This window comes from Pseudoalteromonas luteoviolacea NCIMB 1944 (assembly GCF_001625565.1).
In the GTDB taxonomy this organism is placed as follows: Bacteria; Pseudomonadota; Gammaproteobacteria; order Enterobacterales; family Alteromonadaceae; genus Pseudoalteromonas; species Pseudoalteromonas luteoviolacea_F.
Map to the genome: position 1 here is coordinate 243,576 of NZ_AUXS01000032.1, position 12,646 is coordinate 256,221.

At 42.1% G+C, this 12,646-nt stretch carries 11 protein-coding genes; 7 read left to right on the forward strand and 4 right to left on the reverse strand.

Features of this window, described 5'->3' with window-relative positions; translation table 11 throughout:
* Positions 1-8: 8 nt before the first annotated feature.
* On the reverse strand, positions 9-851 hold the full coding sequence (locus N483_RS12450) for a flagellar protein MotY (RefSeq protein WP_052027448.1): 843 nt from the start codon (positions 849-851) through the stop codon (positions 9-11).
* A gap of 244 nt (positions 852-1,095) precedes the next feature.
* Here N483_RS12450 and rnt point away from each other — a divergent pair, with 244 nt between their 5' ends.
* Positions 1,096-1,761, forward strand: a complete 666-nt coding sequence (gene rnt, locus N483_RS12455; protein ID WP_023401513.1) for a ribonuclease T — start codon at positions 1,096-1,098, stop codon at positions 1,759-1,761.
* Positions 1,762-1,810: 49 nt separating this feature from the next.
* Here rnt and N483_RS12460 read toward each other — a convergent pair whose 3' ends face one another.
* Complete coding sequence (locus N483_RS12460) at positions 1,811-3,442, reverse strand: DUF342 domain-containing protein (RefSeq protein WP_023401512.1); 1,632 nt, start codon at positions 3,440-3,442, stop codon at positions 1,811-1,813.
* Between the two features lie 617 nt (positions 3,443-4,059).
* Here N483_RS12460 and N483_RS12465 point away from each other — a divergent pair.
* Positions 4,060-4,479: a hypothetical protein gene (locus N483_RS12465; RefSeq protein WP_023401511.1), complete on the forward strand. Its 420-nt coding sequence runs from the start codon at positions 4,060-4,062 to the stop codon at positions 4,477-4,479.
* 317 nt (positions 4,480-4,796) lie between these two features.
* Here N483_RS12465 and N483_RS12470 read toward each other — a convergent pair whose 3' ends face one another.
* Together N483_RS12470 and N483_RS12475 are read right to left on the reverse strand one after the other, a co-directional pair.
* A complete protein-coding gene (locus tag N483_RS12470; protein WP_023401510.1) occupies positions 4,797-5,297 on the reverse strand; it encodes a hypothetical protein in 501 nt (166 codons plus the stop codon).
* A gap of 163 nt (positions 5,298-5,460) precedes the next feature.
* A complete protein-coding gene (locus tag N483_RS12475) occupies positions 5,461-6,222 on the reverse strand; it encodes an isocitrate lyase/PEP mutase family protein (RefSeq protein WP_023401509.1) in 762 nt (253 codons plus the stop codon).
* A 150-nt stretch (positions 6,223-6,372) separates the two neighbouring features.
* On the opposite strand from N483_RS12475, the gene N483_RS12480 reads away from it, so the two are divergent.
* The 5 genes from N483_RS12480 (at position 6,373) to N483_RS12500 (ending at position 12,641) form a co-directional block, all read left to right on the forward strand.
* The gene (locus N483_RS12480) at positions 6,373-7,275 is read left to right on the forward strand and encodes a LysR substrate-binding domain-containing protein (RefSeq protein WP_023401508.1); all 903 of its coding nucleotides are present in this window, start codon (positions 6,373-6,375) and stop codon (positions 7,273-7,275) included.
* Positions 7,276-7,567: 292 nt separating this feature from the next.
* Positions 7,568-8,374 (forward strand): hypothetical protein, encoded by an 807-nt coding sequence (locus N483_RS12485; RefSeq protein ID WP_023401507.1) that lies wholly within the window; start codon positions 7,568-7,570, stop codon positions 8,372-8,374.
* Entirely contained in the window at positions 8,364-11,120 is a 2,757-nt protein-coding gene (locus N483_RS12490) for an Ig-like domain-containing protein (protein WP_023401506.1), read from the forward strand. The genes N483_RS12485 and N483_RS12490 overlap by 11 nt, the downstream gene beginning before the upstream one ends.
* 307 nt (positions 11,121-11,427) lie before the next feature.
* Positions 11,428-12,075, forward strand: coding sequence for a DUF2589 domain-containing protein (locus N483_RS12495; RefSeq protein WP_023401505.1), 648 nt, complete (start codon positions 11,428-11,430; stop codon positions 12,073-12,075).
* Positions 12,076-12,146: 71 nt separating this feature from the next.
* Positions 12,147-12,641, forward strand: coding sequence for a DUF2589 domain-containing protein (locus N483_RS12500; RefSeq protein WP_023401504.1), 495 nt, complete (start codon positions 12,147-12,149; stop codon positions 12,639-12,641).
* Positions 12,642-12,646 lie beyond the last annotated feature (5 nt).

The following is a 12,646-nucleotide window of genomic DNA, read 5'->3' on the forward strand; positions in this document are numbered from 1 at the left end:
GCCCGCTATCAGGGCTTGGAGATTTGAATGATCACTCGGCGGTTGGCTTCGCGGCCAATTGGAGTTGTATTAATTGCAACATGGCGTTTTTCACCGAAACCTTCTGTCATGATTTTCTCTGCTGGCACACCTTTGCTCGCCATATACTCTTTAATTGCCATCGCACGCTTTTTAGAAAGGTTTAAGTTTACATTGGTTCCGCCATAGCTATCTGAATAGGCGGATATGTAAATTGAGTCAATGTCGGGATCATTGTTTAAATACTCCCCTATCATATCGAGGCGCTTTCGCGAGGAACTGGTTAAATCACTTGAGTTTTTACGGTAGTTCATCACCACAAAAGCAATGTCTTCGAAGCTATAAGGCAATAAGTTATCTCTACACTGTAAAAAGTCCCAATAAGATTTCTTAAAGTTGACCGAAGACAACGCGACGGAAATTTGGTCTTGCTTATTGTGCCAATCTTGATAATAAAAAGTAGGCTGATAACCCTTTTCTAACTCTGTCAGCATTTCCCAAGCAACTGGGTTCGCAAGCTCACCATCAAATTTTTTAAGTAATGCCATTTTGCCCATTGAGCGAGCTGGTAAGCCTGCCCGCCAGCTTGGCGGCACAGATTCAAGACCTGCAAAGTCATAGTCCTCCGGTCGGATCACCATGTCGAGATTGAAAGTAAGATCTTTATTCTTACTGGCCGATGCACTAAATACTGCTTCTCCATAATAGGGAACCGTATGAGAAAGTGTGCAAGATAATCGAGTCGTTCTATCAACCATCCATTTAGAATCATCGACAGTGGCACTATACTGCCGCATCGCACCATATGCATTGGTAGCTAACACAAGCGTCATAACGGCCGCTAAAGTATTGAAATATAGCTTCACTTTTCTCACTCCAAGTCTATTAAGCCAAAAACAGACTCTATTTTTGTGCCTTCATTCTGATTCACCTTACACATAAGCAATAAACATACCGAATCGATATGCCAATAAGTCGACTCCATTAAAAAATATATTGAGGATCCATCGATCCCAATTAGCATCTTATCTCATGATCAGTATAATAGGCGCCTCATTTTAGAAATCCAAGTTTATCATGGCAGAACAAGAGCAAACCCTATTCGCAAAACGCTTCAGAGGCTTTTTCCCAGTTGTAATAGATGTTGAGACCGCAGGGTTCAACAAAGAAACAGATGCCCTATTGGAAATAGCGGTCAGCTTGTTAAAAATGGACGATAACGGTGAGCTCAGTATTGATAACACTATTCACTTCCATGTCGCGCCATTTGAAGGCGCTAATATTGAGCAATCGGCCATTGAGTTTAACGGAATAGATCCATTTTCAGAGCTGCGAGGTGCCGTTGAAGAGAGTGAAGCAATTAAAGAGATTTGCAAAGCTGTTAGAAAGGCGCAAAAAGACGCTGGCTGCCAGCGCTCTGTCATCGTTGCACATAACGCGGCATTTGATCATGGCTTTTTAAACGCGGCGATAGAACGCAACAATATCAAGCGTACGCCTTTTCATCCATTTGTTAGCTTTGATACCACTTCCTTGTCTGGCCTTGCACTAGGGCAAACTGTGCTGGCGAAAGCATGTCGCGCGGCGGGTATTGAGTTTGACAACTCCCAAGCACATTCAGCACTTTACGATACTGAACGCACAGCTGAACTATTTTGTTACATCGTAAACAAATGGCAAGCACTTGGCGGATGGCCGCTACCTCAAGTAGACCAAGACAGTGATCAAGAAGAACAAAGTTAGTTGTCGCTTGTAAATTACAAAGCTAAAAAAAGCAGCCTAAGCTGCTTTTTTAATTCTGGAACTCTTGCGTGATTTTTCCAGCGTCTAATTTAACTGAATGAGGTGGGTAGATTCTTGAAAAAGATCGACTATCCTTCGCGATTGTCAATTCTATACCCGGGTGCATTAGCTCATTTACTTTAACTCGGCTCAGTTTAACCAACCGAAGTAGCTTTTGTGCCACCAGTTTACAATTACGAACATTGCGTTTGTAATGCGCATCTAAACGCTGCTCTGTGACAGCAAGCTTTTTCAAATAGCTGTCACGTTTATCTGACGCAGGTGTTTTTTTTGCTTTTACTTGAGCTCGCTTAACTGCCAAAATTTTATCAGACAACAATTTATCTAGCTCTTTAAACTCTTTTTCTTTTTTCTTTAAATCATACCAGTCTTGGGCGAGGACTATTCGAGTCCTAGTGCCTGAGGGCGCGCCGACTTCGCCGGCTTCAATACGCATCGCATTATAAACGTTACCGCCTATAAGCTTGCCACGCGGCGTGTCTCCCTTACCAACTCGGATCAGGCGCTTAGACTTCAAGTCACAATGCAGCGCCTGGCGCTCAATAAATAAGTCCTGTTCAGATTCTATATGGCAATATTGCCCATAACCCACTGAAATAGTTCGTTTTGCTTTGATAATGCAAGAAAACTCTTCGCCATCAAGGCGTTTTCTGCCAATCGCACCTAACATGACCGTCACCGCACTGTCACTTTCCAAGTGCGCTGACTCAACAAAACCAATAACAGTAATATCACCTGAGGCTTTGATTTTCATGCCATCTTTCACATCACCGCTAACAACGACACTGCCATCAAATTCGATATGGCCGGTTGTGACATCTACATTGTCATAGCATAAAACATCATCAACTCGCATCCCTCTTGGCACCGCTACAGGCACACCTTTTGCGTCAGCAATTAACAAATTAGGGTCTTCAGGGCTGATTTTTGTGCCTTCAGATACCTGCAGTGTGAAATCTTTGCCTGGCTTAGGCTCTAATACATCACCAAATACTGAAAAGCCTTTCTCTCCTGGAGTAGGAGGAACTCGCTTCATTAGCGGGCTGCCTGGTTTAACTGTGATAATTGCACCTAAGTCACGCATATCTACTTTGCCACCAGACTTTTCCTGTGGACTAAGTATGCGGTCTTGCGCTGTCATGCATAATCTTACAAATCTTGCATCTGTGCCGTCTTTCGCACGAACACCATGAGCCACAATCCCTGAATACACACTCCCTGGAGATTGCTCAAACTGCTGCCCCAAAAAGGTGTCTAGTGCCCTTTCATTGATCCCCTTAACCACGCCTGCATCGGTCAATGCATCTCTTGCTTCATCAATTGTTATTAGCTTACCGCCTCTCGCGGTTGTTAAGCGCGCTTCCGCAAGCATGTTGTTTTCTTCAACACGAATAGAAATTGAAGCATCAACTGCTCTAGCAACAATTAACAGATCTTTCTCTCTGTCATCAGATGGAGAAAATAATTGACCAATATTAGCGTGAATGACATCAAAGTCGGCATAAGAAGACTGCTCCAGCATTTCAACTAGCTGTGCAGCACTAGCGGGAAACCCCGAGTGCGCAGGATGTTCCTTTAAAGAAACATACCCAGACTCCTCATCAAATTGAAACAAAGACATCACTTCCTTCCTAAATACTATTGCATATTTTACTTTTTTTTATGCAGCTCTCGCCATTTCAGCACATCGCTCTCACAATGTTAAGTTTAAATTGGCCACTTTCTAGGCAAATTATGAATGATTGTAAACGCTCTTGGCGCTTAAATTACACAAGTTGCTATTATTACTAAATTTATCGGAAAAATGCGTGATTTCTTTAGTAAAATTCGCAATATGAGACTTTATCATTAGCTTTAGTCAGGCTTGAATATCGACAATTAAGTGAAATATTTATTCCATTAACTGCGATATTTTATTGAAAACTACGTAAATTCCAATTCAATACATTTAGTCATTAATAAAAATAACCGTGAAATTTTATGCATTTTTTACGCCACAAAATACATCCCTACCACTTCTCAGAGCACAGACCTCTTTACTTGGAGCGCAAAGCACTTATTAGAAAGTTCAGATGAATGCCAATCACTCATTATTCACTATCTTCTTCATAGGTGTTCTCAATAATTGGTGTAATACTTGCTGACTAAAATTCATAGCTGATTAACGCGTCTATATTACGTAGTTGCTATTGACGCTAAACGGCTAAACTTGACACAGACTTTTGCAGGGAGACAGGTATGAAAACGCAAATATTAAAATTAGCTACTCATGGTCAAAGTTTTGGGTATGTAACCGTAAACGATGATTCATCTGGCGTTTTTTATGGCAATGGTCACATAACCAATGCAGCTAAATTTGAGTTAACCCCCTGTGCTAGAGACGAACAAGCGTTTTATTACAAGCTGGTCGGCTCTAGTAGCAGCTACATGGACTTTTCACTCGCATCTAAGGTCGTAAAAATCACGCGCTCTAAAAGCCCGGAAGCATCAAATATTTGTGCATGGAAAATGTTAAACGGCGCATTGTGTGCGATTATTCCCGGGACTAGTGTATTTAAAGCCCTCAGCCGCTCCACATTCAAACATGGATCAAATGTACTATTTGCTACTTCCCCTTGCGATCAAGATTTTTGCAAGATAAGTATTATCACCCATTGAATGCTTGGTCGCGTTTGAAACAAACGTTTTTGGTTTCAACTATTTCAAAAACGTAGTATCTATTAGAATGAATAGAGTAACACAAGGCATTACACCTTGATGGCGTTTGAAAATTGATTGCTTGGGTTATTAGGCTGCATTAAAACATTGGGGATAATTAAACAACGCGGGCAACCCAGATAACGCCGATAAAAGCGGTAGTACGTTTCTCTAACCTCTCTCCAATTAATAATGGCAACTTACTAAAAATATTGGTTCTCACTGTTACGGCCATTTTGCTAAAAGTTCAGGTGCTTTTTTGAAAACAGCCGTATAATTTAATTGAGACACGCCCCACTCTTTCCACTTTCAAGTGCAATCGCTTTAGCCGGATTTTCGACTTGATAATACAATGACATGATTTGCCACTGCTGATCCGCTTTGTAGAGTTGAATGCTATTCACACCAGTAAAATCAGGATTCGTTTGGTCTTTGTTAAAGCGAGTTTCAGCGACACTGTAAACGTGAGAAAACCTATCATAAGTTTGAATCTTGCGGACAATTTCACATTCATAAAAACCCTGCTCAGATGTTTTATCCAGTAGCTTTATAAATTCCTGCCCTGTCAGACTCATCAGGCTAGGCATTCCCTTTTTTAAATGCACGCCAAATACTTTTGCCTCAGGATGAAAGAGCTGTTTCAGTTTGTCTATATCCGGTTTTTTCTGTGGCTCATGTGACATAGCTTGAAATAGTGAATTAACCGCGCTCTGGGGTGTATCGCTCGCAACACTGCCAAAAGCTAAACAGACTAAAGAAACCATAAATAGAAACCACATGACCTACTCCTTTGTTATAATTGTTTTTTACACTCGATCCATTGCTAGGCCAAGTCCATCTATATTTACCATTTATGATGCGAGCTTTTCAACTTCCCAAAACGACAGCAAGTATCGACTCCTCCCTCACAAGAAGTCGACTGGAATATAACAGTGCTGAGGTTTATTCAAAAAGTGACTGGCAACTGCCTTGTGTTTTAATTTGTGTCAGTGTTGCACTCAACCGCTCATAAATAGCCATATGTGCAAAGTTACCAGTGCTGATCCGCTTAACTCCCAACTCCGTCAACTTGGCCACGCTTGGTAACTCCGGCATCGCCATCACATTGATAGGTAGTGACGTAGAGCTAGTAACTTTACGTATATCTTGCTCAGCCGTGATACACGGGAAAAACAATCCATCCGCACCAGCCATTTGGTAGCTGCGGGCTCTCATACAGGCCTCTTCAGCTGCACCTTCAACACCTAGTAGAAATACATCACAGCGAACATTAATAAAAATCTGCACATCGCGTGCTGTTAAGTGCGCGCAAACTTGTGTTAATAATTCTGAAAACTCATCTTTGTCACATAACCTACGAGAGTCCTCTACCCGGCTATCTTCAATATTGATACCTACCACCCCCAACTCAGCAAGTTGCTGAATATGATTGGCAATCACGAGTGGATCGCTGCTAAACCCTGACTCGATATCTACGCTTAGCGGCAGAAGACTTGATGCAGTGATCCGCTTAACCACAAACAGAAGCTCTTCAAAAGGGATGTTCTCACCATCTTCGTAGCCAAGCACAGCAGCCAGTGCTGCGCTCGATGTACCCATTGCTTGATAACCAGCTTGCTCAGCACATTTTGCGCTGGGCGCATCCCAAACATTTGCCAATAGAAGTGGAGTAGCTTGTTGGTGCAGCGAATAAAATTCGTTCATTGTCGTTCCTTTTTATTATTTGGTTTAGTAATTACGGTTTGTTGCGATACGTGTATTCTTGCAACCACGCAGTAAAAAGACCAACGATGAAAATCGACTTTTAATATAAGCATTGCTTATAATACAAGGTAGATAATAAGAATAAATTGTGTGCGTGTGTTTAAAAATATTAATCTTCTAGTCACTTTCGAATGTGCCGCCAGACATCGAAGTTATAGTCTAGCGGCAAAAGAGCTCTGTATTTCTCAAGCTGCTGTCAGCCAACAAATGCGTCAACTCGAATCTACACTCGGTACTCGTTTATTTATCCGTAAAGGCAAGCAAATGCAGCTCAGCCAATCTGGCCAAACTCTTTTTGAACACGCCCAAAAGGGATTAACCATATTGAGCCAAGGAGTAAGCCAACTACAAAAAGAAGAAATCGACGGTGAATTGACCATCACTTCAACTCAAGCGTTCATCGCTCTGTGGTTGATGCCAAGGCTGCAATCCTTTACAGAGCAATATCCAAATATTCAAATCACTATTTCATCTTCGGCAAGCTTCGTTGACTTAAAGCAAAACCACCTAGATTTAGCCATCAGATTTGGTCAGTCTGTAGAGCAAAATACGCCGAGCAATTTAGTCTGTGATTACTTCGGTGAATCTGCGGTGTATCCCATTTGTTCGAGTCAATTTGCACAACAGCTAAATTTCAACTCACCCGAAAACCTGTTATCACAGCATATAGTAACTTTAGAAAACCCTGGGCCTTATGACTGGCCAACTTGGTTTAAGGCAGCTGGCGTATCAGGCGTTGAATGTCACACCCAGTGGACTAAGGTTAACTCGACGGATATGGCAATCAGTGCTGTCGCAAGCGGCCACGGTGTTACTCTTGCAGTTCCTTATTTGTGCCAACAACAGCTCGACAACGGTACGCTGGTAATTCCTTATAAGCTTGCCCATCCAAACACCGTCAAACGATACTTTGTATATGATGCAAATTCCCCAAGACTTGCACGGCTGAAGGTATTTACCGACTGGATCAATAAAGAAATGGAACAAGACTAAGCCTTTGTTACTTTAATTTTTTAGAGCTCCTTTTATAGCGGTCCTCGCGCTAACATTGAGTTCTTTACTGGTGCACGTTCACATAAGCCTCTTATGACTTAATTCCCCACTTGATAAAATCATCATCAAACCTCCGTCTCTCAATAAACCGAAAAACGGATATTTGTGGCTAAAATATGACCAAGAACAATAAACGCGCCGTAACATCGCTTTGATAGCACAAATATATTTACAAAATATGACATACAAATTATATTTCAGCACAAATTTGGTACAAAGTTAGTTCTAAAGGATGAGATCTAGTTTATTAATTTCCATTTTACTGTTTTTATCGGCGTGTCATGACAACGCTATCATTGAGTCGTTTGAAACATTCCCCTACAACCCACAGAGTCAATATTATTTATCCAACAATCGAATAAATACTGTCTCGAACGACCACCCTATTTTTAACACATGCCAAATTCATGGTTGGGATTTTTATGCCCTTTATGACCTTGAAAAGCACATACTCGTATGCATAGATAAAACCGAACATAAGCCTAAGTATCACTTGTTGTCAAAGAGCCAACCCCTCGATTTAGGCCACTCACCACCACTCAGTATTAAGTCAAACTATCTGATAACTCAACAGCTTTCGGTTTATAAAATCGGCCGCACGATCAAAAAAGTACTATCGAGTAAGCACACCTTATCTTATCGCTCCGCCGCTATTCACAGGGAGCAATTCAATGACGTAATAATTTTGAAAGGCGCATCAATATATACATTTAATGGCTCAGAGTTCCATCGCCTTTTGCCTTTAAAGCAAGGACTCATTAATCAATTCACCGTCCACGATTTGGCCCTCAGTACTGATGAACACACTCTGTACCTTATTTCCTCTTATGGTAATCGGGGGTTAAAAGATATCTATATTCACGCATTTGATTTGAAAAATTTAAGTTTATCAACGCAATCCAAAGTTGAATCTAACTGTATCTGCTTTCAACACACCCTTAACTATGAACAAGGAGGTCCAGTATTTTTTTATATAAACAAAAGTAAAAAGTCAGTTGTAAAAGGAAAAATAAAAGGAAAGGAAAATTATGAAAAATAAACGCTATTTAACACTGCTCTTGGTTGCTTTGACCTGCACAAAAGCATTGGCATTCAAACAAGGCATACATGAAAACATCACTGATACGGTACTTAAAAAAAACGATTTTCACCCGGGCTCCACAGATGAGGTCTCTGACTCTAACTACTACACTGATGTTGCAGAACCACATGTAGAAGCTGCCCATGCAGATAACAATGTACTGGATCTTGCCTCCTCACGATTAACAGAAAAAACCAATGAAATTATAGCGGCACTGGAAAATTGTGATAAACGTAGAGCACTTGATGCACTTGGAGAAGCCCTTCACACAGTACAAGATATTGTGTCTCATAGTAATACTGTCGACAATAAGCACAATATTGATGACATGTTCGCACTGCAAAACGGTGCTCGATTCCATTGTGACCAAGATAACAACTTTGCGCCTGATGGACTTGTTACGGGCTATTTTTCTCTTTCTGGGTTTCTCTCCCTAAAACCTGGGGTCACACAATGTACGGGTATGCCTGATGGTGAGTGCTGCCACAAGTTTTTGAATAAGGATAATGATAGCCAACCAAATGGCGATAATTTTACCGCTGCTAAAACAGCCGCTGAAGAACTGACACAACGATTTCTAGATAACCTCTATCAAAAAATCGACCAGCAATTTTCTACACACGCTGAATACTACAAAAACATGCTTAAAAAAGAGCAATCGAAGATTTATTTTGTGATTGACGACACAGGTAGTATGGGGGCCGATATCGCCGGTGTTAAAGCGTCGGTAAATAGCTTATTAGATAGCAAATTGGCGTCAGGAGAATCCCCCACATTGGGCCTTGTTACATTTAAAGATAGCCCGTCAGATCATGGTCTAGTCTGTGATATTGAACGCTTCAGAAGTAAAGTTAATTCGATTAGCGTTTGGGGAGGGGGCGATTGCCCTGAAGCCTCCGGGGCAGCGATACACACAGCACTCAACCAATTTACTGTTAGTCGTGGAGATCTCTACGCACGAGGTGGTGAGATTGCGCTATTTACCGATGCTTCGCCCCGCAGTCCAGCTTTAGTCGGTGCAGCACGCGCTCGCGCAATCGTTCAAGGTGTTAAAATCAATACTTTTTTAACGGGTACGTGCTCTTCCTTTCGCTCGGCTGAAAGTGTTGAGCAACAAAATACCAGCATCGATTTCCCGATTGAAACGGCACCTAGAAGCCTCAGTTCAATCGATCAATTTGAAAGGCTATCCTACGAAACAGGCGGTCTAAGCTTTAAGGTCAATCGACGCGAAATTGCCAGTGTACTGCCTATTTACTTAGAATTGAGCGACCTCGAAAGTACCACTTTGGCCAACCGTCAAGTCACCTCATCCGCTGAAAAGCCAGGAGTTGAAGCCATAAATGTAGATAAAACAGTGGCAGGCCACCCCCTTTCTGTGATTATTATGAAAGGGAAAAACACCAATTTTCCAGGGGTCAAGCTCCTTGACCCTACAGGCAAAGATATCACTAATGATGCCAAAGTAGTAACACGTCAATTTAGTAGTCTTATCGCTATGTCTATTTCAGATACACTCTCAGGCTCTTATCAATTGATCTTGTCTGGTGCAGACAGTACATACCCAATACGCGCTTTTGCTAAATCGTCATTTAGAGTCAATGATGTAAAACTGTATCAAGTTCCAGAGAGAGAAATACGGCATGTCGAGTTAGTACCTCTCGTTGGGCAACCTACGATCGGGCAAACGGTTCACGCCAAAGTGCGTTTTTCTCAAGCACCTAGAGACGCTACATTGCAGTTGGTTGATTACACAGGAAAGCTAATAAAGCGCATCCCTTTGCTCAAGGAGCCGACACATCATAGACGTTTTAGTGCCGAATTTATTGTACCGGAGCAAGCTTTCCAACTCCATCTTACTGGTCAATTGGATTCTGGTGGAACCTTTACCCGAGAGTTACCCAACGTGATTTCCACACAGCCTTTTTTCCTCAAGGCAACGCCACAGTGGTCAACCGCAGAGCCGGGAGAAGAGAAAATAATTCAAGTACTGCTTACTAATCGCTCAGAGCTACAACACAAAATTGAATTACATGCGACTTCCACCTCAGGCTCAACACTCTCTTTTGCTAAAGACCATAGCATTGGGGCAAATAGCACCAAAACCATTGAGTTAAAAGTGAAAGTACCTGCTTCTTCTACCATAGGTAATTATGACGAGCTGATTATAGAGGCACGAAGCAAAGAAGACGCAAACGTATACAACACCACCGTCGCCAAAATACTAGTTGCTGAGAACCACGCCCCCATTGCAGTGAACGACCAATTAATCTCACCACCCAACGAAGAAGCAACAATATCGGTACTATTAAACGACCGAGACCCAGATGGTGATACTTTGGTTATTGAATCTTTCCAAGGTACCTCAGCACAAGGAGGCACAGTCACACTTGCTGGTGATAGCCTAAATTATATGCCGCCCGCTGATTATCTAGGTCCGGATAGTTTTAGCTATACCATTAATGATGGTCGCGGATTGTCTTCAACCGCTCAAGTATTGGTTTCGGTGGAAAAAGCATTACCTAAATGCGCCGATCACCAACACTGGGAAAAAGGGAGAGCTTTTGTTAAAGACAGTATTGTTTACCTAAATGGCATGCTGTACAAAGCCAATTGGTGGAGTTACAACGATGATCCTAGGTTAAACTCCAGCGACAGCCCATGGATGTTCGTTTGGCAAAACCTATCAGAATGTAGAGAGTAATTGTTGCCCAAAAGCGACAGTACGTAGTACATGAAACAAGGGAAGCGCTAGTGATCGGCTTCCCCCTTAACTTAGCTAAGCGCCCACACACTGAAGCCAAGTAAAACGAAAGCGCGGGTAGATTGTTCTTTCAGTCACCGCGGTACTTTCACACATCCTGACTTTCCCCGTATTTATCCTCGCTTTCGCCAATTCCCCACCCTCTATGCTGTTTATCATTACCAGTCAAACGTGCATTGCAGATTTGGCTCAATAGGCCATTTGTGGAAATAACTCGCTAACGCTCTATACAACTAGGAGAAAATATATGTCAGGACTCGTCTCTATGGCCCAGCAGTTTAGCGGCCTACCAATGAAATCTTTAATTGGGGGACCGCTAAAGGCCGCAACAGATGCAAACGGTATGATGGCACGTACCCAAACCCAATTTATGCTTAGTACATGCTTTGAAAACGGTGGCGGAGGCGGTGGTAACCCACCAGCATCTGGCAGCAACAGTAAACTCACGCCGATAATGGTCGAATTTGCGCTTAGTCGCCCAGTTATTAAAGCAGATGGTACTGACGGAAAAGATGCCACTATCACCTTAAAACTGCCATTGCTGACACTTATTCCACTCAACTCCCTAGCTGTTGATGATGTCAAAATTCATTTTGAGATGGAAGTCTCAAGCTCAACGTCAAAAGACAACGAAAAAAGCAGCGAGCAAGAAACAGCTGCAAAAGCCGATATTACTGCAAAATATAATGCTGGTCTGTTTTCTGTGGAAGTGCACGGTTCAGTATCACACAGCAGTAAGTCAACCTCGAAGCAAAAAGAGCACTACGAAGCGTCAAACAAGGCAAAGTATGAAGTCGATGTACACGCCGGGCAGCTTCCTTTGCCTACGGGGGTAACAACCATTATCAACGCATTTACTAAAAACATTGACCCTATTATAGAAAAAGAGCAATAGCGTCTGACTTTAAACACTCATCAGAGGAAGCACATCACTTCCTCTGCAAATACTAATAAGAAGAGACCACCATGATCGAATTTCAATCGCTGATGAAAGCCATTCATAAAGGGGTTAAGGACGCTGCTAAGTCCGTTGAAGGTGAAACCATTGACTTTGTTAAGCGCTTTTTCGATGAACACCAAAATGAACAAGGGTTGCCACCAAGTTACTCTCCTAAAACCTGCACAATGCAATTTCCTAGCAGAACTGAAAATGGCATTGATACAGTTAATGCAGAGGTTCCACTACTGGCCTTGGTGCCTATTTCATCTCCTAGAATAACCGAAGTTAAATTTTCTACCGATCTGGAAATTAGCACAAACGAGCAAGATCAACTTTTAGTAGCATTTGCCAAAAATACGACCAAAACAGGCCTTCGAGATAAAATCATTGGTACAAGCGGTGGAGAAAATACTGCCAATGCGCACCTTGAAATCACACTCACAGGTAATGAGCCTCCAGAAGGATTAAAAAAGCTCATTGAAGGTTATGAACGTGCTCTTCGAGCTCAAATCCCTGGCTAAAATAA